The 25,504-nt window shown below is 68.4% G+C and carries 28 protein-coding genes and 2 pseudogenes; 22 read left to right on the forward strand and 8 right to left on the reverse strand.

Translation table 11 applies throughout. The features are described 5' to 3' along the window. The first annotated feature begins 74 nt into the window (after positions 1-74). Positions 75-935, forward strand: a complete 861-nt coding sequence (locus KXD98_RS02665) for a hypothetical protein (protein WP_260761750.1) — start codon at positions 75-77, stop codon at positions 933-935. Positions 936-1,009: 74 nt separating this feature from the next. Here the strand turns inward: KXD98_RS02665 and KXD98_RS02670 are convergent, their stop codons facing one another. Together KXD98_RS02670 and KXD98_RS02675 are read right to left on the reverse strand one after the other, a co-directional pair. Continuing rightward, complete coding sequence (locus KXD98_RS02670; protein ID WP_260761751.1) at positions 1,010-1,876, reverse strand: polyphosphate kinase 2 family protein; 867 nt, start codon at positions 1,874-1,876, stop codon at positions 1,010-1,012. Continuing rightward, a complete protein-coding gene (locus tag KXD98_RS02675; RefSeq protein ID WP_260761752.1) occupies positions 1,873-2,577 on the reverse strand; it encodes a TetR/AcrR family transcriptional regulator in 705 nt (234 codons plus the stop codon). The genes KXD98_RS02670 and KXD98_RS02675 overlap by 4 nt, the downstream gene beginning before the upstream one ends. Before the next feature lie 92 nt (positions 2,578-2,669). Here KXD98_RS02675 and KXD98_RS02680 point away from each other — a divergent pair, with 92 nt between their 5' ends. The 6 genes and pseudogenes from KXD98_RS02680 to deoC all read left to right on the forward strand — a co-directional run bounded on the left by KXD98_RS02680 (position 2,670) and on the right by deoC (position 6,648). Next, positions 2,670-3,998 (forward strand): DUF445 domain-containing protein, encoded by a 1,329-nt coding sequence (locus tag KXD98_RS02680; protein ID WP_260761753.1) that lies wholly within the window; start codon positions 2,670-2,672, stop codon positions 3,996-3,998. Positions 3,999-4,088: 90 nt separating this feature from the next. After that, on the forward strand, positions 4,089-4,577 hold the full coding sequence (locus KXD98_RS02685; protein WP_260761754.1) for a helix-turn-helix domain-containing protein: 489 nt from the start codon (positions 4,089-4,091) through the stop codon (positions 4,575-4,577). Between the two features lie 494 nt (positions 4,578-5,071). Next, positions 5,072-5,212, forward strand: a pseudogene (locus KXD98_RS28475) (hypothetical protein); the annotation flags it as partial. A gap of 55 nt (positions 5,213-5,267) precedes the next feature. After that, on the forward strand, positions 5,268-5,552 hold the full coding sequence (locus KXD98_RS02695; protein ID WP_260761756.1) for a DUF2516 family protein: 285 nt from the start codon (positions 5,268-5,270) through the stop codon (positions 5,550-5,552). After that, entirely contained in the window at positions 5,552-5,968 is a 417-nt protein-coding gene (locus tag KXD98_RS02700) for a DUF2599 domain-containing protein (protein WP_396882303.1), read from the forward strand. The genes KXD98_RS02695 and KXD98_RS02700 overlap by 1 nt, the downstream gene beginning before the upstream one ends. Next, positions 5,968-6,648, forward strand: coding sequence for a deoxyribose-phosphate aldolase (deoC, locus tag KXD98_RS02705; protein WP_260761757.1), 681 nt, complete (start codon positions 5,968-5,970; stop codon positions 6,646-6,648). The genes KXD98_RS02700 and deoC overlap by 1 nt, the downstream gene beginning before the upstream one ends. 4 nt (positions 6,649-6,652) lie before the next feature. On the opposite strand, the gene KXD98_RS02710 is transcribed toward deoC, so the two are convergent. The 4 genes from KXD98_RS02710 to KXD98_RS02725 are packed head-to-tail and all read right to left on the reverse strand — an operon-like array spanning position 6,653 to position 9,720. Further along, positions 6,653-7,543 (reverse strand): DUF2993 domain-containing protein, encoded by an 891-nt coding sequence (locus KXD98_RS02710; protein WP_260761758.1) that lies wholly within the window; start codon positions 7,541-7,543, stop codon positions 6,653-6,655. Beyond that, complete coding sequence (locus KXD98_RS02715; RefSeq protein ID WP_260761759.1) at positions 7,540-8,358, reverse strand: carbon-nitrogen hydrolase family protein; 819 nt, start codon at positions 8,356-8,358, stop codon at positions 7,540-7,542. Before KXD98_RS02715 ends, KXD98_RS02710 begins: the two co-directional genes overlap by 4 nt. Positions 8,359-8,394: 36 nt before the next feature. Then, on the reverse strand, positions 8,395-9,186 hold the full coding sequence (locus tag KXD98_RS02720; protein ID WP_260761760.1) for a class I SAM-dependent methyltransferase: 792 nt from the start codon (positions 9,184-9,186) through the stop codon (positions 8,395-8,397). Positions 9,187-9,207: 21 nt separating this feature from the next. Further along, positions 9,208-9,720 carry a DUF2505 domain-containing protein gene (locus KXD98_RS02725; protein ID WP_260761761.1) on the reverse strand — a complete coding sequence of 171 codons (513 nt, stop codon included), beginning with the start codon at positions 9,718-9,720 and terminating at the stop codon, positions 9,208-9,210. A 26-nt stretch (positions 9,721-9,746) separates the two neighbouring features. On the opposite strand from KXD98_RS02725, the gene KXD98_RS02730 reads away from it, so the two are divergent. Then, complete coding sequence (locus KXD98_RS02730) at positions 9,747-10,796, forward strand: UDP-N-acetylmuramate dehydrogenase (RefSeq protein ID WP_260761762.1); 1,050 nt, start codon at positions 9,747-9,749, stop codon at positions 10,794-10,796. Positions 10,797-10,811: 15 nt separating this feature from the next. After that, positions 10,812-12,092 carry an Ig-like domain-containing protein gene (locus tag KXD98_RS02735; RefSeq protein WP_313901261.1) on the forward strand — a complete coding sequence of 427 codons (1,281 nt, stop codon included), beginning with the start codon at positions 10,812-10,814 and terminating at the stop codon, positions 12,090-12,092. Between the two features lie 99 nt (positions 12,093-12,191). On the opposite strand, the gene KXD98_RS02740 is transcribed toward KXD98_RS02735, so the two are convergent. Next, positions 12,192-12,947 (reverse strand): SDR family oxidoreductase, encoded by a 756-nt coding sequence (locus tag KXD98_RS02740; RefSeq protein WP_260761764.1) that lies wholly within the window; start codon positions 12,945-12,947, stop codon positions 12,192-12,194. 276 nt (positions 12,948-13,223) lie between these two features. On the opposite strand from KXD98_RS02740, the gene KXD98_RS02745 reads away from it, so the two are divergent. The 6 genes from KXD98_RS02745 to regX all read left to right on the forward strand — a co-directional run bounded on the left by KXD98_RS02745 (position 13,224) and on the right by regX (position 19,196). Next, positions 13,224-14,483, forward strand: a complete 1,260-nt coding sequence (locus KXD98_RS02745; protein ID WP_260764944.1) for an ROK family protein — start codon at positions 13,224-13,226, stop codon at positions 14,481-14,483. 49 nt (positions 14,484-14,532) lie between these two features. After that, entirely contained in the window at positions 14,533-15,870 is a 1,338-nt protein-coding gene (gene mshA, locus KXD98_RS02750; protein ID WP_260761765.1) for a D-inositol-3-phosphate glycosyltransferase, read from the forward strand. Continuing rightward, complete coding sequence (locus KXD98_RS02755; protein WP_260761766.1) at positions 15,867-16,409, forward strand: YbjN domain-containing protein; 543 nt, start codon at positions 15,867-15,869, stop codon at positions 16,407-16,409. Before mshA ends, KXD98_RS02755 begins: the two co-directional genes overlap by 4 nt. Positions 16,410-16,434: 25 nt before the next feature. Then, positions 16,435-17,187 (forward strand): phosphoglyceromutase, encoded by a 753-nt coding sequence (locus KXD98_RS02760; protein ID WP_260761767.1) that lies wholly within the window; start codon positions 16,435-16,437, stop codon positions 17,185-17,187. Positions 17,188-17,323: 136 nt separating this feature from the next. Further along, positions 17,324-18,502 (forward strand): cell wall metabolism sensor histidine kinase WalK, encoded by a 1,179-nt coding sequence (locus KXD98_RS02765; RefSeq protein WP_260761768.1) that lies wholly within the window; start codon positions 17,324-17,326, stop codon positions 18,500-18,502. 7 nt (positions 18,503-18,509) lie between these two features. Further along, complete coding sequence (regX, locus tag KXD98_RS02770; protein ID WP_260761769.1) at positions 18,510-19,196, forward strand: two-component sensory transduction protein RegX; 687 nt, start codon at positions 18,510-18,512, stop codon at positions 19,194-19,196. Positions 19,197-19,200: 4 nt separating this feature from the next. Here regX and KXD98_RS02775 read toward each other — a convergent pair whose 3' ends face one another. Next, positions 19,201-20,001, reverse strand: coding sequence for a hypothetical protein (locus KXD98_RS02775; RefSeq protein ID WP_260761770.1), 801 nt, complete (start codon positions 19,999-20,001; stop codon positions 19,201-19,203). A gap of 12 nt (positions 20,002-20,013) precedes the next feature. Between KXD98_RS02775 and KXD98_RS02780 the strand changes: the two genes are divergently transcribed. The 7 genes and pseudogenes from KXD98_RS02780 to KXD98_RS02810 all read left to right on the forward strand — a co-directional run bounded on the left by KXD98_RS02780 (position 20,014) and on the right by KXD98_RS02810 (position 25,495). Next, complete coding sequence (locus KXD98_RS02780) at positions 20,014-21,084, forward strand: Ppx/GppA phosphatase family protein (protein WP_260761771.1); 1,071 nt, start codon at positions 20,014-20,016, stop codon at positions 21,082-21,084. 836 nt (positions 21,085-21,920) lie between these two features. Next, positions 21,921-22,197: pseudogene (locus KXD98_RS28480) on the forward strand (hypothetical protein); the annotation flags it as partial. Positions 22,198-22,221: 24 nt separating this feature from the next. Then, entirely contained in the window at positions 22,222-23,067 is an 846-nt protein-coding gene (locus KXD98_RS02790; RefSeq protein WP_260761773.1) for a sugar phosphate isomerase/epimerase, read from the forward strand. Positions 23,068-23,092: 25 nt separating this feature from the next. Then, on the forward strand, positions 23,093-23,920 hold the full coding sequence (locus tag KXD98_RS02795; RefSeq protein WP_260761774.1) for a thioesterase family protein: 828 nt from the start codon (positions 23,093-23,095) through the stop codon (positions 23,918-23,920). Positions 23,921-23,982: 62 nt separating this feature from the next. Next, positions 23,983-24,858, forward strand: coding sequence for a pyrroline-5-carboxylate reductase (gene proC, locus KXD98_RS02800; RefSeq protein WP_260761775.1), 876 nt, complete (start codon positions 23,983-23,985; stop codon positions 24,856-24,858). A gap of 139 nt (positions 24,859-24,997) precedes the next feature. After that, positions 24,998-25,264: a helix-turn-helix domain-containing protein gene (locus tag KXD98_RS02805; protein WP_260761776.1), complete on the forward strand. Its 267-nt coding sequence runs from the start codon at positions 24,998-25,000 to the stop codon at positions 25,262-25,264. A 129-nt stretch (positions 25,265-25,393) separates the two neighbouring features. Next, positions 25,394-25,495: a 30S ribosomal protein bS22 gene (locus KXD98_RS02810; protein ID WP_003402602.1), complete on the forward strand. Its 102-nt coding sequence runs from the start codon at positions 25,394-25,396 to the stop codon at positions 25,493-25,495. The last annotated feature ends 9 nt before the right edge of the window (positions 25,496-25,504 follow it).

A 25,504-nucleotide genomic window follows, 5' to 3' on the forward strand; every position in this document is an offset into this window, starting at 1 on the left:
CGGGTTCGGGCCGATTCGCCATCACAATGCGGACAGTCGGGAACCGATCCGGCTCGGTGCGCGCCTAATGCTATGTGCGAGAACTCATCGTCGGGTCCGAAGCCCTCGCCGACCGGACGGTGACACGTCAGGACCTGCGGCGGCGCTTCGTCAAACTGCACCACAACGTGTACGCGCCGCGAGGTATGACGCTGACGGCCCGGGACCGCGCCTATGCGGCGTGGTTGTGGTCCCGACGTCGTGCCACCCTGGCGGGACTGTCGGCGGCGGCGATGCACGGTTCCCGGTGGTTGCCGGCGGATGGCCCCGCCGAGCTGACCCGCATGCGCGCGGCAACGGCACCCGGGATACTGATCCGTCGCGAAGCCCTGCTCGACGACGAGGTCTGCCTGGTCAGCAGCATCGACTGCACTTCGGTGGCGCGCACGGTCTTCGACATCGGACGCCGAGTCCCCGGTGACGAAGCGGTCATTCGCATCGACGCGCTACTCAACGCCACCCGATGTCCTCTCGCTGACGTGGGCGCAGTTGTCACCAGGCATCCCGGCGCGCGGGGGATCCGCCGCTTGCGGGAGGTGCTGGAGCTCGTCGACGGTGGCGCGGAGTCCCCGCAGGAGACCCGGGTCCGGCTGAGGCTGATCCGCGATGGCGCACCGCGGCTGCAGACCCAGATCCCGATCAGGAACGCCTCGGGCCGAGCTGTGCGCCGCATCGACATGGGGTGGGAGGACTACCGCGTCGGCGTCGAGTATGACGGTGAACAGCACTGGACGGATCCGACGGCCCACAGCGCCGACATCGCCCGACTGGAGTTCCTCGCCGATTGCGGATGGATCATCATCCGCGTCAGCGCACGCCATCTGCGTGTTGCACCCGATGACATCTGGCGGCGCGCTGAGCGCGCGCTGCGCCGCAGAGGGTGGCCCGGCTCCTGACCGCGGTCTCGAATGTTCGAAATCTGATGCGAAAGCGCGCCGATCGCATCAGAAACCGAACACTCGGCGAACCTTCAAGCCGAGGCCAACCGCTTCTTCTCCGCCTTGACGTCGAAATCCGGTGGCGGCCAGGACATGTTGAGTCGTTTGAGCGCCTCGATGAGCAATTCGGTGATGGCCAGCCGGCTGTACCACTTCCGGTTGCACGGCACGACGTGCCAGGGCGCGTAGTCGGTCGACGTGCGGTCGAGCATGGCCTGGTAGGCCTGCTGGTACAGCGGCCATTTGCGTCGCTCGTCGATATCGGCCGGGTTGTACTTCCAGTACTTGTCGGGACGCGCCAGCCGCGAGGCCAGTCGCTGCTTCTGTTCGTCGAGCGAGACGAACATCGCCACCTTCACCAACGACATTCCGCCGTCGACGAGTTCGCGCTCGAAGGCGTTGATCTCGTCGTAACGCGGCTCCCAGACCTCCGGCGGCACCAGATTGTGCACCCGTACGATCAGGACGTCCTCGTAGTGGGAGCGGTCGAACACGCCGATGTGGCCTGCTGTCGGCAGTGCCTTGCGAATCCGCCACAGATAATGGTGGGAAAGCTCCTCGGCGGTGGGCTTTCCGAAGCTGCGGTACTGGATGCCCTGCGGATTGCCACCGCCGACAACGTGTTTGACGATACCGCCCTTGCCCGCGGTGTCCATGCCCTGCAGCACCAGCAGCACCGAGCGCTTGTCACCGGCCCGGCTGTTGGCGTACAGCTTCTCCTGCAGCTCGGCGAAGCGCACATTTCGCTCCTCCTGCAGGGTGGGGGCGTCGGATTTGTCGCCGCGGAACCCGGGCGTAGCCTCGGTGTCGATGGCCGAAACCAGGTCGCCCGGCCGGAACTTGAGGTGCTCGTGCGGTTCGTGCGACCACAGCGACGGTAGATCGAGAGGTTCGCTCATCCGTCCAGTGAAGCAGGAAGCAGGGGCGAGGGGTGCGGGGTCTGGCGGAACCGGTCCAGCGAGCCGTTGACCTCGACGATCCCGCACAGCGCACTCCACGACAGCATCGTCAGATAGTCGATCAGCTCGTCGGCGGTCATTCTCGGATGCGACATCCAGGAGTGCGTGGCCAACTGCACGCCCCCGACGATATGGAAGGCCCACGGCTCCACACCGCCGGTGTCCATGCCGACGGCCACCATGCGCCGGCGCAGCATCACCGCGAGCATCCGGGCGATGATCCGCTCGGACTCGGCGACCGCTTTGCTCTTGCTGGCCGAGTTGTTGGCCATCACGAACTGGTACGGCTCGGGCTCGGCGGCGACGGTCGCGACATAGACGCGGATGATCTCGCGAGTGAGTTCGTAGCCATCCAGATTCGACGACAGTGCGGAGGCCATGTTCGGGATCAGCGTGGTCTGCGCGAACCGCATCATCACCGCGGTCGTCAGATCGTTCTTGTCCACGAAGTATCGATAGAGCACCGTCTTGGAGACGCCGATCTCCGCGGCGATCTCGTCCATGCTGACGTTGCTGCCCAGCCGGCGGATGGCCTCCAGAGTGCCATCTACCAGCTCATTTCGCCGCTCGACCTTATGTCGATGCCAGCGACGCTTGCGCCCATCCGTCTTGGCCGCAGCCGAGGGTGATGTTTGTGCCACGTTCGCGCTGATCCGTTCCGTTGTCCTGGTCGATGATACGGGGACGGCCGACCCGCGGCATTGCTGGGACGGCGCACTCCCGCAGGTAGCGGATGATGGTGTGCGTGGCACACCGACTGACCGACGCCGGCCCCGCCCGGCCGAGCTTCGCCGAGACGCTTGCCGGTGCCGATTCTGCGGGCGACGCCGAGCGGCGCCGGTCGCTGCGGCGGATGAAGGTCGTCGCGCTGAGCTTCCTGCTCGGTGCGACGGTGATCTTCCTGCTGTGCAGCTGGGCGCAGTCCCGGGGCGCGGACCCCTGGGTCGGCTACGTGCGAGCCGCGGCCGAGGCCGGCATGGTCGGCGCACTGGCCGACTGGTTCGCGGTCACCGCGCTGTTCAAGCACCCGCTCGGAATCCCGATCCCGCACACCGCGATCATCAAGCGCAAGAAGGACCAGTTGGGGGAGGGCCTGGGCAACTTCGTCCGGGAGAACTTCCTGTCCCCGGAGAACATCAAGACCAAGCTGAGCAATGCCGAGGTCGCCGGACGGGTCGGCAAGTGGCTGTCGGACCGCGAGCACGCCGAGCGGGTCGCGGCCGAGACCGCAACCGTGCTGCGGGTGCTGGTGGAGATGTTGCGCGACGACGACGTCCAGCAGGTGCTGGACCGGATGATCGTCAAGCGGATCGCCGAACCGCAGTGGGGTCCCCCGCTGGGCCGGGTGCTCTCGACACTGCTGGCCGAGGGGCGTCAGGAGGCGCTGCTGCAGTTGCTGGCCGACCGCGCGTTCCAGTGGTCGCTCAACGCCGACGAGGTCATCGAACGGGTGGTGGAACGTGACTCCCCGACATGGTCACCGCGCTGGGTGGACCATCTCGTCGGCGACCGGATCCACCGCGAGCTGATGGACTTCACCGACAAGGTGCGCCGTAACCCCGACCACGAACTGCGGCGCTCGGCGACGAAGTTCCTGTTCGACTTCGCCGACGATCTGCAAAACGATGCGGCCACGATCCAGAAGGCCGAGAACGTCAAAGAGCAGATCATGAGCCGCGACGAGGTGACCCGGGCGGCCGAGACGGCGTGGTGCGCCGCCAAGCGCATGATCTTGGAGGGGGTTGATGATCCGTCCTCGGCGCTGCGAGCCCGAACCGCCGATACGGTCATGCGGATCGGTGAGTCGTTGTGCGAGGACGCCGCGCTGCGCGACAAGGTCGACGCCTGGATCGCGCGCGGCGCCGAGCATCTGGTCGCACAGTACGGGGCCGAGATCACCGCGATCATCACCGAGACCATCGAGCGTTGGGACGCCGCCGAGGCCAGCCGCCGCATCGAGTTGCACGTCGGCCGGGATCTGCAGTTCATCCGGATCAACGGCACCGTGGTGGGGTCCCTGGCCGGCCTGGTGATCTACACCGTCGCCCACTTAGCCTTCTGACCTGCGCTAACTAGTGCTTGCAAAAGTTAGCACCCGGGCGTACCGTGAAGGACGTCGGTAACGGATACCCATCGCACGAGGGGGCAACTCATGGCGCAGGAGGAGAAACTCGCCGCGGTTGTGTCCAATGCGGCCCAGGACATCGGTTCCTTCATCCGGAGCCAACGGGAGGCCGCCCAGGTCTCCGTGCGCCAGCTGGCCGAGAAGGCCGGCGTCAGCAATCCCTACCTCAGCCAGATCGAGCGGGGACTGCGCAAACCTTCGGCGGATGTGCTCAACCAGATCGCCAAAGCGCTCCGCGTCTCCGCAGAGGTGCTCTACATCCAGGCTGGGATTCTCGAGCCGAGTGAGACCAACGAGGTTCGTGACGCGATCGTCACCGATACGGCGATCAACGAGCGGCAGAAGCAGGTGCTGCTCGACATCTACACCTCCTTCTGCCAGCAGAACGAGGTGGCCCTTGACGCAGCAGGGGCACCGGACCGTGTCAGCGAACCAGACGAGGAGTCGACCACTGAAGAAAAGCGCCCACTAGCCATAACGAGCTCAGTGCTGATTGACCCCACACACGTGAATTGAAAGGAACGACCATGGCTGACGACAAGAACCAGTTCGACATCGATGATCTGAAGGCTCCGCTGCTCGCCGCCGTCGGCGCCGCGGATCTTGCCCTCGAGCGCGTCAACGAGATCGTCGCGGCGCTGCGCGAGCGGGCCGGCGATGCTCGAAGCGACGCCGGGACCCGCGTCGAGGAGAGCCGCGCCCGGATCAACCGGCTGCAGGAAGACCTGCCCAGCCAGTACGCCGATCTGCGCGGCCGGCTCAGCTCCGACGAGCTGCGCAAGTTCGCCGAAACCTATGCCGATGCCGCTCAGACGACCTACAACAAGCTCGTCGAGCGCGGCGAGGCAGCGCTGGAGCGGCTGCGTGCGCAGCCGGCGCTGGAGGAGGCCGCCAGCCGGGTGGAGGAGTACACCGACCAGGCCGTCGAGCTGACTCAGGAAGCTCTGGGCAATGTCGCCTCGCAGACCCGTGCGGTCGGTGAGCGCGCCGCCAAGCTGGTCGGCGTCGAGCTGCCCAAGCGCGCGGAGTCCGCCGCCGAGCCGGTGCAGAAGGCTGCCGAGAAGGCTCCGGCCAAGAAGGCTCCGGCCAAGAAGGCTCCGGCCAAGAAGACTCCGGCCAAGAAGGCTCCGGCCAAGAAGGCCGCAGCCAAGAAGGTCACCCAGAAGTAATTCGACGCCGACGTTGACGCCCGCATAGGCTGGTGAGGTGATACTTGCCGACCTTGCGGGCGTCATCATCATGGCGTTGACCCTTGTCGTTCTGGTCGCCGGAGTGTACTCGTTCGTACACGCGGCGATGCAGCGACCGGATGCGTACACCGCAGCCGACAAACTCTCCAAGCCGGCCTGGCTGGCGATCCTGGGCATCAGCATCCTGCTGCTGCTGCTGTTCCGGGGCGTGCTGGGGGCGGCCATCGCCGCCGTCGCCGCGGGTGTCTACCTCGTCGACGTGCGCCCGAAGATCCTCGACGTGCAAGGGAAGTCGCGGTAGTGCGGCGTCGCATCCTCGCCGTCGCTGCGGCGGCGTGCGCGCTGCCCACCGTCTTCGCTCCGGCCGCGCCGGCCACCCCGGTGCTGCAACAGCCCCCGTATGTCGACTCGGTGGAGTGGGCCAAGTGGGGCGATCTGTCGAGCCTGCGGGTCTATCCCACCCCGGCCGGGCGTGACACCTCGGCGCGCCCCGGTAGCAGCGCGGCCGGCGAACAGGCGTGGGTCGAAGTGCTGGCACTCTCGCCCGAGGCCGAGATCCCCGGGATGAAAGAACAATTCATGTGCCACTGGAAGATCGCCGAGATCTTTCAGCCTGGCAAGACCAGCTGGAACCTGGAGCCGTGGCGTCCGGAGGTCACCCCCGAGGTGATGATGGCCAGCGGCTGCAACCCGGGTGGCACCGAAGAACCCTTCTGATGGGTTCGCGCCGCCGCGCCGACGTCGCGGCCTTGGTCGACCACACCCTGCTCAAACCCGAAGCGACAGAGACCGACGTCGCCGCATTGGCCGCTGAAGCTGCCGAACTCGACGTCTACGCGATCTGCGTGTCACCGACCCTGGTGGCCGCGGCCATGGGGGCCTTGCGGGGCCCGCAAACGGTGGCTGCGGTGGTGGGTTTCCCGTCCGGCAAGCACTTCTCGGCGGTCAAGGCGGCCGAAGCCGAGCTGGCCGCGGCAGTCGGTGCAGCCGAGATCGATATGGTGATCGACGTCGGTGTGGCGCTGAGCGGCGATTTCGACCGGGTGCGCGCCGACATCGCCGCGGTGCGCAGCGCAGTGCCGCAGACCGTCCTCAAGGTCATCGTCGAATCCGCGGCGCTGTTGAGTCTCGGCGACCACGATTGCCTGGTGGGTGCCTGCCGGGCCGCAGAGGATGCCGGTGCCGACTTCGTCAAGACATCCACCGGGTTTCATCCCGGTGGCGGCGCCTCGGTGCGTGCGGTCGAGCTGATGGCCGAGGTGGTGGGTACGCGGCTGGGCATCAAAGCAAGCGGCGGGATCCGCACCGCGGACCACGCAGCGGCATTGCTCGACGCCGGCGCCACGCGTCTCGGATTATCGGGCAGCAGAGCCGTTCTCGACGGTTTCGACCGCTAGAGGGTCACAGCCCGCTGAAACAGGGATCCTGTGACTGTTTCGGAATCGAGGCGTTGCGCGTCGAGAATTGGCTCACCACACCGGAATCGGTGACCTGCACCGAATCGGCCTTGATGTCCATCGGATAGTTCTGCGTCAGCTCGGAGGTGAACGCGTCCAACGCCGGCTGGACTGCCTCGCGGGGAAGGGTGAAGCCCAATCCGGTCACCCGCTGCACCTGCAGCGCGATGCCGCCATCGGTGACCTGCGGGCGCGCGGTGATGCTGCCCAGCGCCCCCTCGAGCTCGATGGTGCCGTCACCCGGATTGGTGGTCACCCCGCTGACGAAGCTACCGACCAGCGGGATAGCGCCCTGCAGGGTCTGCTTGATTCCCTCGGCACTCCATGTGATGTGCGCGACCAATGACCCGACCGAGCCGCCGGAGTCGGCGGTGTCCTCCAGCCGGACATCGTTGATGTCCAGTTCCACCTTCATGCCCTTGGCGTCGCGGACCTGATTTCCGGCCGTCTGAATGCGGATGTTGGTGTAGTGACCCGTCACATGCTGCATCAGGAAGGGCGGCAGCGCACCGAACGACGCCTCGGCGTCATCTTGGACCACGCACGCGACGACACCGGCGACCACCGAGTCGGCGCGGTTGCGGGCATACAGCTCGCCGGCGAGGAAACCGGCCACCACCAGAGCGACGACGATCACCACCGCCAGCACCACCGAGAGGGGGTCGCTGAGCAGCTTCTTCAACTTTGCCGGCAACGAGGACCCCTCCTGGTCGGTCGGCGGGGGCGGCGGATAACCGGGGGGAACACCCGGTGCGGACCCCTGCGGAATATTCGGGGGGAATTGTGGCTGCGGCGGGCCGGGTTGCTGCGGCGGACGGGCCCAGGGATCGGTCACGCCCGCGATTCTGCCCTACCCGGATGAGCACACGCTGAGCGGTTGTCCATGACCGCCACGGTGGCGCGGGCCGCGCGGGCCGCTTCCAGGTCGACGTCGCCGACCAGTAGCTGCGGGTCGGGGCCCGCCGAGGTCACCACCTCGCCCAGCGCGGAGGCCACCAGGCTGCCGCCCACCCCGGTGGGGCCCAGCTTGGCCAACTCGTCTCCGGGATAGGCCTGCCCCACGGCGGCGACCACGCAGCTGGTGTCGATGGCCCGCGCGCGTGCCAGCAACGTCCACTGCTCGAGTTTGCCGGGACCGGTGCCCCAGGACGCGTGTGCGGTGATCACCTCGGCGCCACGTTCGGCGAGTTCGACATAGAGTTCGGGGAAGCGGATGTCGTAACACAGCGTCAGTCCGACACCTACGCCGTCGACGGTGACGACGACCGGCTCGGTGCCGGGGGCGACGGTCTTGGACTCGGTGAAGCCGAACGCGTCGTAGAGGTGGATCTTGTCGTAGCGCGCGTCGACGCCGGGTCCGGTGGCGATCAACGTGTTGGTCACCCGTGACCCGTCCTCGGCGGGACAGAACATGCCGGCCACCACGACCACGCCGGCACGCTGCGCGATGGCCCGCACCCCGGAAGCCCACTGCCCGTCGAACGGCTCGGCGACTGGAGCCAGCGGCACTCCGAACCGGCACATGGTCGCCTCGGGGAACAGCACCAGCGACGCGCCGGCGTGCACGGCCTGCCGGGTGTAGTCCTCGACCAGGGCCAGGTTGGCGGCCGGCTCGTCGCTGCTGCGGATCTGGGCCAGGGCGATGCGCATGCCCCCAGCGTAGTGACGGGTCCGGTTCCCGCGGTCTCAGCTGATGGGCGCCACGGCCGACCACGGCACCGTCAGCACCCCGTCACGTACGCTGCGCCGCGGGCTGCTCACCGGAAAACCGGCCGCGGCAAGGGCTTCGGTCATCGCACGCCAACGGGCGCGCGGCCCGAAGACGCCGTGGCCGGCCACGTTGGCCCAAGCCTGGTCGGCGGCGCGCAGCAACGTGTGGATCGGTTGACCGTCGACGTTGTGATGGATCAACACCTTGGGCAGCCGCTCGGCCAGGTCGGAGGGCCGCTCGATGGCGAACGGATCGCAGGCCAGCGTGAGACTGACCGCAGCCTCGCCGTCCAGCAACACCCAGCAGCAGCGGCGGCCGAGCTCGTCACAGGTGCCGTCGACGATCAGGCCGCCCGGCGCCAGCCGGCGCTGCATCTCAGCCCACGCCTGTGGTACCGCGTCGACGGGGTATTGCCGCAACACGTTGAAAGCGCGCACCAGCACCGGGCGATGGCCGGCCAATTCGAAACCTCCGAGCGCGAACTCGACCCCGGGCTCGGTCGCCGGACGGGCGGCCTGCACCCGGTCGGGGTCGATCTCCAGGCCGACCACCCGGACATCGGCGCGCACCTCGCGCAACCGGACGGCCAGCTCGAGCGTGGTGACAGGTTTGGCGCCGTAACCCAGGTCGATCACCAGCGGGTCCCGGCCGGCCTGCAACGCGGTGCGGACCCGGGAGGAGTGCACCATCCATCGATCGCTACGGCGTAACCGGTTGTGGCCGGTGGTGCCCCGGGTGATCGCACCGAGCGGGCGCGCTGGCGGCATGGCCCGATGGTAAGGCCGACGTCAGCCGTTCTCGGTGATCCACCCCGTGGTGAAACGTTGCTCGGCGATCAGCAGCTCGACCAGCTGGCTACCGATGAAATTCTCGATCTTGCCGCCGACCAACGGCACCCGAACCTCGACGGTGGCCTTGAGGTCCATCCGTGCGCGACCGTCGGCGGGCCCCGGAATCAACGACGCGTTGCCGGTCAGGCTGGCCGGAGCGCCCGGAACGGAGCCGCTGACCACCGCGCTGGCCTGCCCGTCGACCACCGGTGTCCACACCTCTTCCCGCACGAAACTGAGGTCGCCGCGGTGGAACTGCGTCACCACCGCCGGGAGCCGGTCGGATCGCAGAATCTGGGTGGTACGGACGCGGATGGTTCCTGATGTCTCGATGGTCATCTCGTCGAGTCGAACGTGATCTGCGCCGGAATCCTCCAGGCGCACCAACCAGTACTGCTCGTCACTGAAGGCGCGGTGAACCTGTTCGACGGTGCCCTCGTATTCGGCGGCCAAGTCGAATGAACGCGGCATAGCAAACCACGCTACCGTTAGCGGCCGTGGTCACTTCGACGCTAGGGGGCGTGGCGGTCGCCGAGCGGGTGCCGCTGGCGCCGCTGACCACATTGCGTGTGGGTCCGGTGGCAGCACGGGTCGCGACGTGCACCACCACCGATCAGGTGATCGACGCCGTACAGGCCGCCGGCCCCGACGCGCTGATCCTGGCCGGCGGCTCCAACGTGGTGCTCAGCGAGGACCTCGCCGATCTGACCGTGGTCCGCCTGGCCAATAGAGGCATCGCCGTCGACGGGGACCGAGTGCGCGCCGAGGCCGGCGCGGTGTGGGACGACGTCGTCGTGACCGCGCTGTCGCACCGACTGGGTGGACTGGAATGCCTGTCCGGCATCCCGGGATCGGCGGGTGCGACGCCGGTGCAGAACGTCGGCGCCTACGGTGCCGAGGTCGCCGACACGCTGAGCCGGGTGCGGTTACTGGACCGACGCACCGGTGCGGATCGCTGGGTCTGCCCGGAGGAGCTCGAATTCGGTTACCGCACAAGTATCTTGAAGAACTCGTCGACGATGGTGGTGTTGGAGGTGGAGTTCACGCTCGACGCGTCGGGCCGCAGCGCCCCGGTGCGCTACCGAGAGCTGGCCGCGGCACTGCGTGTCGAGCCGGGGGAGCGCACCGACCCGGCGGCCGTGCGGTCGGCGGTGCTGGCCTTGCGCGCCGGCAAAGGCATGGTGCTCGACGAGGTCGACCACGACACCTGGAGCGTCGGGTCGTTCTTCACCAATCCGGTGGTCTCGCATGCCGACTACGAGCGCGTGGTGGCGGCGGCCCGAGGACCGGTCCCGCACTATCCGGCCCCGCACGGGGTGAAGCTGGCCGCCGGCTGGCTGGTCGAGCAGTCGGGCTTCGGGAAGGGATACCCGGGCGCCGGCGCACCGGCACGGCTGTCCACCAAGCACGCGCTGGCATTGACCAACCGCGGACACGCGACCAGCGCAGACATCGTGGCGCTGGCCAGGGACATACGCGACGGGGTCGCCGCGGTTTTCGAGATCGAACTCACCCCGGAGCCAACCCTGATCGGGGCCGTTCTCTAGGTACTGTCGATGGGCGTGAGCTCTGCAGATCCCGCGCTGAGCAGACGGCGCGTGCTGGCCGCGCTGGCCGTCGGCGTCATCGCCCCGGGTGCGCTGGCGGCCTGTGGATCCGGTGGCGGGCTCGGCGGTGACGAGGCCGACGAGGCGCCCCCGCAGCCCTCCGTCGATTTCGAGCCGGCAGATGCCGCACGCGAGGTCAACCCGACCGCTCGCATCGCGGTGCACGTCGAGGGCGGCACGCTCGATCACGTCCGGTTGACCAATCCTCACGGCAAGATCGTCGCCGGCGAGCTCAATCCCGAGCGCACGTCGTTCACCATCACCGAACCGCTCGGTTACGGCATGACCTACACCTGGGCCGGCAGCGCGCTGGGCCCGGACGGCGCAACCGTCCCGGTTGCGGGCGCGTTCACCACGGTCAACCCCGCAAACCAGGTCAACGGTCGGTTCCAACTGGCCGACGGCCAGACCGTAGGCGTCGCCACGCCGATCATGCTGCAGTTCAATTCGTCGGTCCCGGAGTCCGCCCGCGCCGGTGTGGAGCAGGCGCTCACCGTCACCACCACCCCGGCGGTCGAGGGTGGTTGGGCCTGGCTGCCTGACGAGGCCGCCGGTTCCCGGGTGCACTGGCGCACCCGCGAGTACTTTCCGGCCGGCACCACCGTGCACGTCGACGCGAGGCTCTACGGGGTGCCGTTCGGCGACGGGGCCTATGGCGCGGCCGACTCCACGCTGGACTTCGCCATCGGCCGGCGCCAGATCGTCAAGGCCGAGGCGAGTAGCCACCGCATCCAGGTCATCACCGACGACGGGGTGATGATGGATTTCCCCTGCAGCTACGGCGAGGGCGACCTGGACCGTAACGTCACCCGCAGCGGAATCCACGTGGTCACCGAGAAGTACGAGGACTTCTACATGACCAATCCGGCCGCCGGTTACGCCAACGTGCGTGAGCGGTTCGCGGTGCGGATCTCCAACAACGGCGAGTTCATCCACGCCAACCCGGCCAGCGCCGGCGCGCAGGGCAACAGCAATGTCACCAACGGCTGCATCAACCTTTCGCTAGAGGACGCCGAGCAGTACTTCCACAGCGCGGTGTACGGGGACCCGGTCGAGGTCACCGGCACCCGCATCCCGCTGTCCTATGCCGACGGCGACATCTGGGACTGGGCCGCGCCGTGGGAGCAGTGGGAGGCGATGTCGGCGCTCTCGCCGCAGGCGCCGGCCGGCATTCCCGACACGGCGCCGGTGACACCGTCGCAGGCGCCGCAACCGGCCGGTGCGCCCGGCGGCTAACCGCTGGCCTGCGTCGAGAGTGCCCACAGATCGCGTCTTGAGGCCGCGCGGACGCTCTCAACGCACTCTCGCGGCCCGCGACAGCGCCGAGCTGTTGGCCTACCGGCGGTTGAACCGCGAACCGGCGGCGCCGCTGACCTGGTCCCGCGGCCGGACCACGATCAGGTCCAGGTCCACGTGCGGGGGCCGGGACGCGACGAACCCGATCACCTCGGCGATGTCCTCGGCGACCAACGGGGTGACGCCCTGGTAGACCTTCTCGGCCCGTTCCGCGTCGCCGGAGAAGCGGTTCAGCGAAAAGTCGGTCTTGACCATTCCGGGCGCGACCTCGGTGAGCCGCACCGGTTGTCCCAGCAGTTCGCTGCGCAACGTGCGGTGCAGCACCCCCTGGGCGTGCTTGGCCGAGGTGTACCCGCCGCCGTTGTCGTAGATTTCCACCGCTGCTATCGACGTGACGGTCACGATCAGCCCATCACCGGACTCGATCAGCTTGGGCAGCAGCGCGCGGGTGACGTGCAGTGTGCCCAGCACGTTGGCCTCCCACATCCAGCGCCAGTGCTCGACGTCGGCGTCGGCGACCGACTCCAGCCCGCGCGCCCCGCCGGCATTGTTGACCAGCAAGTCGACCCGGTCCAGGCGGCCGGCCATGGCCGCCACCGCCGTCGCGTCAGTGACGTCGGCCACAATCGCGGTGCCGTCGATCTCCGCGGCAAGAGCCTTGATCGGTGCTTCCCGGCGAGCCACACAGACCACATGAAATCCTTGCCCGGCAAGGGTTCTCGCGGTCGCCTCACCGATTCCGGCGCTGGCTCCGGTGACCACGGCGACTCGGCGGGTGTCGGAAGGGGTCGTCATGGACTCAACAGTAGGCCGCGCAGCACAGGCTTAGCGCGCTCGCCTGCATCGTGTTAACTTGACTGCGTGTACCGGAATGGTCAGGCAGTACTCGCTGCCGCGCGGCGTGCGTGTTGTTGCCACGCACTTCGCCGCGCCTGACCGAACCCGGACTCCACCGCAGTCCCTGCGAGTCGCCAGGTGTGGCCCAGCCCCCTGACCGACCTCTGCAGAAGGACAACCCTCGTGAGCGCTTCCGTTTCCACCCTTGCCGCCCGCCCCGCACCGGCCGAACGTCTGACGCCGGTCGCCGTGTCGGCGCGCTACCCGCAGGCGCTGCTGCACCACGTCGTGGCGCCGTCGCTGCGTGTACCCGAAGCGGCCGCGGCCCTGGTGTTCGCCGCCGCACGACAGCGCGGTCCGATCGCCCGCGACGTCATCGCCCAGGTCAGCGGCCTGAGCATCGCGACGGTGAACCGCCAGGTCACTGCGCTGCTCGAGGTGGGCATGCTGCGGGAGCGCCCCGACCTGGCGGTATCCGGCGCCATCGGCCGACCCCGCGTGCCCGTCGAGGTCAACCACGAGCCCTACCTGACCCTCGGTGTGCACATCGGTGCACGCACCACCAGCATCGTCGCCGCCGACCTGTTCGGTCGCACCCTCGACGTCGTGGAGATCCCGACACCGCGCGGGCCGCAGGCGCCCGCGCTGGCCGAGATCGCCGCCAGCGCCCGCCGTTACCTGAGCCGCCCCCCGCGAGCCGGCGGTGCTGCCCGGCACCGGCGCCGCCCGTTGTGGGTCGGCGTGGCCACCGGCGGTGTCGTCGACAGCACGCTGGGCTACCTGGACCACCCGCGGCTGGGCTGGTCGGACGCCCCGGTGGGCCCGGTGCTCGCCGAAGCGCTCGGCCTACCGGTCTCGGTGGCATCACACGTGGACGCCATGGCGGGCGCCGAGCTGCTGCTCGGGGTGCGTCGGCAACCGTCTGCGACCGCGACCAGCCTCTACGTCTACGCGCGCGAGACCGTTGGCTATGCGCTGTCCATCGGAGGTCGGGTGCACTCGCCGGCCAGCGGTCCCGGCACCATCGCCGAGTTGCCGGTGCAGTCCGAGTTGCTGGGCGGCTCAGGGCAGTTGGAGTCCACGGTCAGCGACGAGGCAGTGCTGGTGGCGGCCCGCCGCGTGGGTGTCCTGCGCAGCGACGGTCCACCCTCGACGGTGACCGCGGTGTTGCGCGCCGCCCGCCAGGGCAACGAGGACGCCGCGGCCCTGGTCGCCGAACGTGCCCGCGTCCTCGGTGAGGCGGTGGCACTGCTGCGCGACATGCTCAACCCCGACGATCTGGTGGTGGGCGGTCAGGCGTTCACCGAGTATCCCGAGGGCATGGCGATCGTCGAGCAGGCATTCCAGCAGCGCTCCGTGCTGGCGCCGCGCGACATCCGGATCACCGCATTCGGCAACCGCGTCCAGGCTGCCGGGGCCGGTGTGGTGTCCCTCGGCGGGCTTTACGCCGACCCGATCGGCGCGATGCGCCGCGCACGTTCACGCCGCCTGTGAGGTGAGTGCCGCAGTCCCGCGGTAGCGAGAGCGGTGTAGACATGACGATGTGTCTCCCGCGACCGACCAGGCCGGCCTGGCGTCCAGCGTGCCCGAGCCGCGCCGCGTGGCGGTGCTGTCCGTGCACACCTCACCGCTGGCCCAGCCGGGAACCGGTGACGCCGGGGGCATGAACGTCTACGTGCTGCAGACGGCGTTGGAGCTGGCCCGCCGCGGCGTGGAGGTCGAGATCTTCACCCGGGCCACCTCGTCGTCGGATCAGCCGATCGTGAGGGTGGCGCCCGGTGTGCTGGTGCGCAACGTGGTGGCCGGTCCATTCGAAGGTCTGGACAAGAACGACCTGCCCACCCAGCTGTGCGCGTTCACCGCGGGCGTGCTGCGCGCCGAGGCGACCCACGAGCCCGGTTACTACGACGTCGTGCACTCGCATTACTGGCTGTCCGGGCAGGTCGGCTGGCTGGCCGCCGACCGCTGGGCGGTGCCACTGGTGCACACCGCGCACACGCTGGCCGCGGTGAAGAACGCTGCCCTGGCCGACGGCGACAGTCCCGAACCGCCGATGCGCTCGGTCGGCGAACAGCAGGTGGCCGACGAAGCCGACCGGCTCATCGTCAACACCGAACACGAAGCGCAACAGTTGGTTTCGCTGCACCACGCCGACCCGGCGCGGATCGACGTCGTGCACCCCGGCGTCGACCTGGACACCTTCTCGCCCGGCGATCGCGGTGCGGCCCGTGCCGCACTCGGGCTGGCCGACGGCGAGCCCGTCGTCGCGTTCGTCGGCCGGATCCAGCCGCTCAAGGCGCCCGATGTGCTGCTGCGGGCCGCGGCACGGTTACCCGGTGTGCGGGTGGTGATCGCCGGTGGCCCGTCGGGATCGGGACTGGACACCCCGGACAGCTTGGTTCACCTGGCCGCCGAGCTGGGTATCACCGAGCGGGTGACCTTCCTGCCCCCGCAGTCCCGCCCGGACCTGGTGCGGGTGTACCGCGCCGCCGACGTCGTCGCTGTTCCGAGCTATTCGGAGTCCTTCGGACTGGTCGCAGTCGAGGCGCAGGCCTGCGGAACCCCGGTGGTGGCCGCTGCGGTGGGCGGGCTGCCGGTCGCGGTGCGCGACGGCGTCAGCGGGGCCCTGGTCGACGGCCACGACATCGGCGACTGGGCCAGGACCCTCGGTGCGGTCTTCTCCGATAATCCGGCCGGGATGGCCTCGGCGGCCGTCGAGCATGCCGCCAGGTTCTCCTGGGCCCACACCGTCGACGCGCTGCTGGCCAGCTACCGGCGCGCCGCGGCCGACCACCGGGCCGGTGCGGCAGGCGAGGCTGCCCAGCACTCGGCTGTGCGGCAGCGGCCGCGCTTCTCTCGGCGCCGCGGGGTGTCGGCATGAGCGCCGCGGATCAGCCCAGCTCGACCGCCACCCCGGCCACCGTCGTGGCGGTCATCGAGGAAACCCTCAACGAGCATGAACTGACCTACTTCCACCACGCCGGCGCGCACGGCGGGCTGCCCGGTGTGGTCGTCCAGTTACCCGGTGAGCGGCGCCTGACGACCAACACCATCCTGACCGTCGGCGAGCACTCGGTACGTGTTGAGGCGTTCGTCTGCCGCCGGCCCGATGAGAACCACGAGGGCGTGTACCGGTTCCTGCTCAAACGCAACCGCCGGCTCTACGGGGTCGCCTACACCCTCGACAACGTCGGCGATATCTACCTCGTCGGCCGGATGGCGCTGGCCTCGGTCACCGCCGACGAGGTCGACCGGGTTCTCGGCCAGGTCCTCGAAGCCGTCGACTCCGACTTCAACACGCTGTTGGAACTGGGTTTCCGCTCGTCGATCGAGAAAGAGTGGGAATGGCGGGTCTCGCGCGGGGAATCGCTGCAGAACCTGCGCGCGTTCGCGCACCTCATCAGCGATCAGGACGACTGATGGCCCGCGTGAGAAGATGCCGTACATGGCAGATACCGCGACGTTGATCCTGCTCCGCCACGGCCAGAGTGAGTGGAACGCGCTGAACCTGTTCACCGGCTGGGTCGACGTCGACCTGACCGAGGAGGGCCGCGCCGAAGCCACCCGCGCCGGGGAGTTGCTCGCCCAGCAGGACCGGCAGCCCGACGTGGTCTACACATCGTTGTTGCGGCGCGCCATCACCACCGCCAACATCGCCCTGGACAAGGCCGACCGGCATTGGATCCCGGTGCACCGCGACTGGCGGCTCAACGAACGTCACTATGGCGCGCTGCAGGGCTTGGACAAGGCCGAGACCAAGGCCAAGTACGGGGATGAACAGTTCATGGCCTGGCGGCGCAGCTACGACACCCCGCCCCCGGCCATCGAGATCGGTTCGACGTTCAGTCAGGACAGCGATCCGCGTTACGCCGACGTGCCCGGCGGTCCGCCATTGACCGAGTGCCTCAAGGACGTCGTCGAGCGCTTCGTTCCGTACTACACCGAGACCATCGTGCCTGATCTGCAGGCTGGTAAGACCGTGTTGATCGCCGCCCACGGCAACTCGTTGCGTGCGCTGGTCAAGTACCTCGACGGGATGTCCGACGACGATGTCGTGGGGCTCAACATCCCGACCGGGATCCCGCTGCGCTACGACCTCGACGAGAACCTCAAGCCCACCCTCGCCGGTGGCACGTACCTCGATCCCGACGCGGCTGCCGCGGGTGCGGCCGCGGTGGCCGCCCAGGGCGCCAAGTAGCCGGGGACCGGCGCCGGCGAACGTCAGGTGAACACCAACAAACGCGCTGCCGAACAGTTGGGTTTGACGGTGTGAGTTGTCCCGTTCTGGCCGCACGCTGCTGGGATGACGTTCACCGGATACGTACGATCATCGCGTGAGTGTCGTATCGGCGCTGCTGCTCGCAGCGGTCGTGGCACTGCTGGCGTTGCTGGTCGGTGTGACGGTCGGAGCCAAGGTGGCTCCGCGACTGCGTGAGCGCCGTCAGCGCCGCATGGCCGCGCAGTCCGGCCTCACCGTCTCCCAGATGCTCGAGCGCATCTCCGCGCAGTCGCCCAACGGTGTCGTCGTCGTCGACACCTTCCGAGACGTCGTGTACTGCAACGAACGCGCCCAGGAGCTGGGCGTGGTGCGTGACCGGCTGCTCGACGACCGGGCCTGGGCGGCCGCGCGCCGCACCCTGACCACCGGCCAGGAGTGCGAGCTCGACCTGTCGCGCAGTCCCAGCCGGACCGGTCGGTCGGGGCTCTCGGTTCGCGGGTACGTCCGGCCGCTGACCGACACCGACCGGCGGTTCGCCGTGATCTACGTCGACGACCAGTCCGAACAGGCCCGGATGGAGGCGACCCGGCGCGATTTCGTGGCCAACGTCAGCCATGAGCTCAAGACGCCGGTCGGCGCGATGAGTGTGCTGGCCGAAGCGGTACTGGCCTCGGCTGACGACCCCGAGACGGTACGGCACTTCGCCGAGAAGATCGTCACCGAGTCCAACCGGCTGGCCGACATGGTGGGGGAGCTGATCGAGCTGTCCCGGCTGCAGGGTGCCGAAGCGCTGCCCGATCTGGGTGTCGTCGACGTCGACACCGTGGTGGCCGAAGCGTTGTCGCGGCACAAGGTGGCCGCCGACAACGCCGACATCGCCATCACCACCGATGCGCCCACCGGATTCCGGGTGCTCGGTGACCAGACCCTGCTGGTGACGGCATTGGCCAACCTGATGTCCAACGCGATTGCCTACTCACCGCACGGTTCGGCGGTGTCGATCAGCCGGCGCCGCAAAGGCACCAACATCGAGATCGCGGTCACCGATCGCGGCATCGGCATCGCCGCGGCCGACCAGGAGCGGGTGTTCGAACGGTTCTTCCGGGTCGACAAGGCGCGCTCACGCGCCACCGGCGGGACCGGCCTGGGGCTGGCGATCGTCAAACACGTCGCGGCCAACCACAACGGATCCATCCGGCTATGGAGTCGGCCGGGAACCGGATCGACGTTCACCTTGTCGATTCCGGCTTATGTGCCTGACAAGGACTCCGACAACGACGACCGAGAGGACTAGTGCATCGATGACCAGCGTGTTGATCGTGGAGGACGAGGAGTCCTTGGCCGATCCCCTGGCCTTCCTGTTACGCAAAGAGGGCTTCGAGACCACCGTGGTGGCCGACGGTCCCTCGGCGCTGGCCGAGTTCGACCGCTCCGGAGCCGACATCGTGCTGCTGGACCTGATGCTGCCGGGGATGAGCGGCACCGATGTGTGCCGACAGCTGCGGTCGCGCTCGAGCGTGCCGGTGATCATGGTGACCGCTCGGGACAGCGAGATCGACAAGGTGGTCGGCCTGGAACTCGGCGCCGACGACTACGTCACCAAGCCGTACTCCGCACGGGAGTTGATCGCCCGGATCCGGGCGGTGCTTCGGCGCGGCGCCGACCAGGACGAGCTCGGGATCGACGACGGCGTATTGGAGGCCGGTCCGGTCCGGATGGACGTCGAACGTCACGTCGTCAGTGTCAACGGCAGCCCGATCACTCTGCCGCTCAAGGAATTCGACCTGCTGGAGTATCTGATGCGCAACAGCGGCCGGGTGCTGACCCGCGGTCAGCTCATCGACCGGGTGTGGGGTGCGGACTACGTCGGGGACACCAAGACCCTCGACGTGCACGTCAAGCGGCTGCGCAGCAAAATCGAGTCCGACCCCGCCAATCCGGTGCACCTGGTCACCGTCCGCGGGTTGGGCTACAAGCTCGAAGGGTGAGGGCTCACTGTGCGGCGCGGGTGGCCGGATGCACCGCGATAAGCCCTAAAGCGCTGCGGCGCTTGCACATTGCCGCCAGCTCGGCATAGGCCTTCTCGCCGAGCAACTCGGTCAGCTCCGGGGCGTAGGACTGCCAGACCGGCCTCTCGCCGACGTGGGCGGCTGGGTCGCCGGTGCAGTACCAGGTCAGATCCAGGCCGCCCTCGCCCCAGCCGCGCCGGTCGTACTCGGTGATCGTCGACCGCAGGATCTCCGATCCGTCAGGACGGGTGACCCACTCCTGGGTGCGTCGGATGGGCAACTGCCAGCACACCTCGGGTTTGAGCGTCAACGGTTCGACGCCCAGCTTGAGCGCCTTGCTGTGCAGTGCGCAACCGATGCCCCCGGGCCATCCCGGCCGGTTCAGGAAGATGCACGCACCCTTGTACTTCCGCGTGCGCAAGCTGGGTTCGTCGTCGTGCTCGTCCCACTCCAGGTAGCCCTTCTTCCCCAGCCCCTTGTCGCGGTACTGCCAGTCCTCGGCGGTCAGCAGCTGCACGGCGTCGTCGAGTTTGGCGCGGTCGTCGTCGTCGGAGAGAAACGCTCCGTGCGAACAACATCCGTCGTCGGGGCGATCGTCGACGGTCCCTTTGCAGGCCGGCGTGCCGAACACGCACGTCCACCGGGACAGCAACCAGGTCATGTCCGCCGCGATCAGATGAGTGGGATCTTCAGGGTCGTAGAACTCCACCCACTCGCGGGCGAAATCCAGCTCGACCTCACCGGGATAGTCCGATCCGCTCACGGTTTCCCACGGTAGACCCATTAAGTTGGTTGGGTGCGATTAGGCGTGCTCGACGTGGGCAGCAACACGGTTCACCTGTTGGTGGTGGATGCGCGTCGAGGTGGCCACCCGACTCCGATGAGTTCGACCAAGGCGTCGCTGCGGCTGGCCGAGGCCACCGACAACTCGGGCAAGATCACCCGGCGCGGCGCCGAGAAGTTGATCAGCACGGTCGACGAGTTCGCCAAGATCGCCCGGAGCTCGGGATGTGCGGAGATGATGGCTTTCGCCACCTCGGCGGTGCGGGACGCCAAGAACTCCGACGACGTGCTGGCGCGGGTGCGGGCCGAGACCGGCGTGGCCCTACGAGTGCTCAGCGGCGTCGACGAGTCCCGGCTGACGTTCCTGGCGGTGCGCCGGTGGTACGGCTGGAGTGCCGGACGGATCATCAACATCGACATCGGTGGCGGCTCGCTGGAGCTCTCCAGCGGGGTGGACGAGGAGCCCGACGTGGCGCTGTCGTTGCCGCTGGGGGCCGGCCGCCTGACCCGTGAGTGGCTGCCCGACGACCCGCCGGGCCGGCGCCGGGTGAACATGCTGCGGGAGTGGCTGGCCAACGAGTTGGCCGGCACCGGGGGCGCGATCACCGCGGCCGGACCGGCTGACCTGGCGGTGGCGACGTCGAAGACATTCCGCTCGCTGGCCCGGCTGACCGGTGCGGCGCCGTCGGGTGCCGGCCCGCGGGTCAAGCGGACGTTGACGGCGACGGGTCTTCGCCAGCTCATCGCATTCATCTCGAGGATGACCGCGACTGACCGCGCGGAGCTGGAGGGAGTGAGCGCCGACCGCGCGCCGCAGATCGTCGCGGGCGCGCTGGTGGCGGAGGCGAGCATGAAGGCCCTCGGTATCGAAACGGTGGATATCTGCCCTTGGGCGTTGCGGGAGGGGTTGATTCTGCGGAAACTCGACAGCGAAGCCGACGGCACGGCTTTGGTCGGCGGGGCCGACGGTCCTGGTGGGGTCGGCGGGGCCGACGGTCCTGGTGGGGTGGGGGGCCCTGGCGAGGCGGGGGGCGCCGACGAATCGGGCACGCAACGGATACCCGTGCGCGATGCTGGACGATGAAGCAGTGAGGCGCAAAGGCGACAGACCATGACTCGACCTGACGACTCCAGCAGCACGCGGCCGATCTCGGTCGCCGAACTGCTGGCCAAGAACGGCACGATCGGGGCGCCTCCGGTCGGCGGTCGGCGTCGACGGCGCCGCGGCAACGCCGATGCGGTGACCGTAGCCGAGCTGACCGGCGAGATTCCGGTGATCCGTGACGTCGATACCGCCCCACCGCCACCGCGTGTCGAGAAGTCGGCCGAGCCGGTCGCCGAAGCGCCCGCTCCCGAACAACCCGAGGTCGTCGAACCCGCCGAGCAGGACGCGGCCACCGAGGAAACCGGCGTCACAGACGTCTCCGAGGCCACCGACGTCCCCGACGTCACTGAGGAGTCGTCGGAGGCAGCGGAGTCTTCCCAGACAGAGGTCGACTACGCCGACGCCGTCGCCGAGTTCGCCGCACGCGCCGAGCAGGCTGACACCGAGCCAGCCACCACCGACGACGATGAGTCGGCCGTGGACGCCGAGGGCATGAGCCCCGATCCGGTGGTCGACGGTGACGAGGCCGAGGTGGCGTCGCTGGTGCTGACCGACGTGCCCGAGCTGGAGGACCTCGATACCGAGGCGGCGTTCGACGATGGGGACTCTGCCGCGTCCGACATCGATCTCGACCTGGATCTCGATGCTGATGCCGATGCCGAGGATGACACCGACGACGAACTCCCGTCCTATCTGCGTTCGACGTCCGAACCGCTGTTCGGCGGCTCGTCGTTGGCCGATGGTCTCACCCGAGCCGACCGTGCCGAGTTGGAGAACACCGACCTCGACGAGGACTTCGACGAGCCGGAGCACGCCGAGCCGCGGCGGATGTCGTCTTTCGTGCACGGGACCTGGATCGTCGCGCAGAGCGTCCTTGCCGTCGTTTTCGGCGCCGGCCTGTTCATCGCCTTCGACCAGCTGTGGACCTGGAACAACATCGTTGCGCTGGTGCTCTCGGTGCTGGTGATCCTCGGCCTGGTGGTCGCGGTCCGGGTGGTGCGCAAGACCGAGGACATCGGCAGCACGCTGATCGCCGTCGCTGTGGGCGCCCTGGTGACGCTGGGTCCGCTGGCGTTGTTGCAGTCGGGCTGACGGCGGCCAGGCCAAACATCCATCGTGCGCCCCGCCATCAAGGTCGGCCTGTCGACCGCCTCGGTCTACCCGCTGCGAACCGAAGCCGCGTTCGAGTATGCGGCCACCCTGGGTTATGACGGCGTCGAACTGATGGTGTGGGCCGAATCGATCAGCCAGGACATCGATGCGATCGCCGAACTGTCCGCGCGCTACGACGTGCCGGTGCTGTCCGTGCACGCGCCGTGCCTGTTGATCTCGCAGCGGGTCTGGGGTGCCAACCCGATCCCGAAACTGGAACGCAGCGTGCGCGCCGCCGAAGCGCTCGGTGCCCAGACCGTGGTGGTGCACCCGCCCTTCCGGTGGCAGCGCCGCTATGCCGAGGGCTTCAGCGCGCAGGTCGCCGACCTGGAGGCCCGCAGCGATGTGCTGGTCGCGGTGGAGAACATGTTCCCGTTTCGTGCCGACCGGTTCTTCGGTGCCGGACAAACGTCGATCGAGCGGATGCGTAAACGGGGCGGTCGTCCCGGCCCGGGACTATCGGCGTTCGCTCCGTCGTACGACCCGCTCGACGGCGGGCATGCCCATTACACGCTGGACCTGTCCCACACCGCCACCGCGGGTACCGATGCTGTCGATATGGCTCGGCGGATGGGTGAGGGTCTGGTCCATCTGCATCTATGTGACGGCAGCGGCGCATCGACCGACGAGCACCTGGTGCCCGGCCGCGGCACCCAGCCCACTGTGGAGATCTGCGAGATGCTGGCCGCCAGCGACTTCGCCGGCCATGTCATCCTCGAGGTGACGACCTCCGGCGCGCGCAACGCGGCCGAACGTGAGGCCCTCCTGACCGAGTCGCTGCAGTTCGCCCGGACGTATCTGCTGCGCTGAGCCGAAACCGCTGAGGATTGCCCCGATGACGAGCTCGACGCTGTTCACCGACGCCATGGCGCTCACCCCGGCCGGCGGCGGTGTGTATCGCGGTCTGCTGAATGAGCACTGGACGATCGGCCCGAAGGTGCACGGCGGCGCGATGCTGGCGCTGTGCGCGAATGCCGCCCGCCACGAAATGCCCGATCTGGAGCCGATCGCGGTCTCGGGCAGTTTTCTGTGGGCGCCCGATCCCGGTGCGATGGATGTGGTCACGGTGGTTCGCAAGCGCGGCCGACGGGTCAGTCTGATCGACGTCGAACTTCGGCAGGGTGATCGAACGGCCGTGCGCGCGGCGATCACCATGGGTATCCCTGAACACCACGTGCCGCCGCTGTTGTCGGTCAACCCGGTGCTGCCGTTGATGATGCCCGATCCGCCGCCGGGCTTGGAGCCGATCGGTCCGGGTCATCCGATGGCCGACATCGTGCATCTGTCCCGCGGTTGCGAGATCCGGCCGTCGTTGACGACGTTCACACCGCGCACCGACGGCGGGCCACCGATGATCGAGTACTGGGTGCGCCCCAAGGGCGTCGAACCGGACCTGCTGTTCGCGCTGCTGTGCGGCGATGTGTCGGCGCCGGTGACCTACGGGGTCAACCGGTTCGGCTGGGCCCCCACGGTCCAGCTGACCGCCTATCTGCGTGCCCGTCCGGCGCCGGGGTGGCTGCGGGTGATGTGTACGACGACGCAGATCGGTCAGGACTGGTTCGACGAGGACCACATCGTGGTCGACTCGCAGGGGCACATCGTGGTGCAGACCCGGCAGCTGGCCATGGTGCCCCCGGAGCCCGAGGGCGCGTCCAGCGCCTGAGCGGCCCGTGTCACCGCGATGCGGCGGCCAGCACCGCGGGGCATCGTGCGATGCTGGGCGGCATGGCCAGAATCGCGATCATCGGTGGCGGAAACATCGGCGAGGCCCTGCTGGCGGGGCTGTTGCGGGCAGGTAGGCAGGTCAAGGACCTCGTGGTGGCCGAGAAGCATCCGGCGCGTGCGGAATTCCTTGCCGAGAAGTACTCAGTGCTGGTGACGACGGTCGCCGACGCCGTCGACACCGCCACCTACGTGGTCGTCGCGGTCAAACCCGGTGACGTCACCCACGTCATCGGCGACATCGCCGACACCGCGGCTCGTGCCGAAAGCGACGCCGCCGAGCAGGTTTTCGTCAGCGTCGCCGCCGGGGTCAGTACCGATTACTACGAGAACAAGCTGCCTGCCGGGTCGCCGGTGGTGCGGGTGATGCCCAATGCCCCGATGCTCGTCGGCGGTGGCGTCACTGCGCTGGCGCCGGGCCGCTTCGCCACCGCCGAGCACCTCAAGGAGGTTTCCTCGCTGTTCGACGCCGTGGGCGGGGTGCTCACCGTCACCGAGTCTCAGATGGATGCGGTGACCGCGGTGTCGGGTTCAGGGCCGGCGTACTTCTTCCTGATGGTGGAGGCGCTCGTCGACGCCGCGGTCGACGCCGGTCTGTCCCGGGCAGTGGCCACCGAGATGGTGGCGCAGACCATGGCGGGATCGGCGGCGATGCTGCTGGAGCGATTCGACCGGGCAGGCGGGTCGGCGTCGGCGGGTTCGCCCGCGGGCGTGATGGACACCTCGGCTGCCGAGCTGCGCGCCACGGTGACCTCTCCGGGCGGTACCACCGCCGCTGGGCTGCGTGAACTCGAGCGCGGTGGCCTGCGGGCAGCCGTGGCCAATGCGGTGGAAGCTGCCAAAACCCGCTCTGAGCAGCTCGGAATTACATCCGAGTAGTTCACTAATTTCGAACTGATTGCCCCACACCCGTCGCAGTAACCCCACCTGCCACGCTATTCTCCCAGTGGTAAGCATGGGTCGGTGCCAGCGGTGGGGAAGCCGCTGGAACTGCCCGTGCCTGATGGATTGGGTTGCGATGACGTCTACGAACGGGCCGTCGGCGCGGGATTCGGCCAGCGGAGGCAAGGCGGCACGGGATGCCGGCCAGGGTGAAGGCCAGGCGCCGCGCGCGCAGTTCCTCACCGTCGCCGAAGTGGCGAGTCTGATGCGGGTGAGCAAGATGACGGTGTACCGGCTGGTGCACAACGGCGAGCTGCCCGCGGTTCGGGTCGGTCGCTCGTTTCGCGTGCACGCCAAGGCTGTTCACGACATGTTGGAGAGTTCGTACTTCGACGCCGGGTAGTCGCGGCATGGGGTTCTCGACGCAGCCGTTTTCCGTTTGCCGCGAGGGCCCAGGTAAAGTGACCGGTCGAGACTGGCGCCGTTGATCGACGGTGCCCGAATGTCAAGACAACTTTAGGTAGCGGAGTTCATGGGTTCTGTCATCAAGAAGCGGCGCAAGCGCATGTCGAAGAAGAAGCACCGCAAGCTGCTGCGTCGCACCCGGGTCCAGCGCAGAAAACTGGGCAAGTAGGCCGACGGC

The sequence above is a fragment of the Mycobacterium sp. SMC-4 genome (assembly GCF_025263265.1).
In the GTDB taxonomy this organism is placed as follows: Bacteria; Actinomycetota; Actinomycetes; order Mycobacteriales; family Mycobacteriaceae; genus Mycobacterium.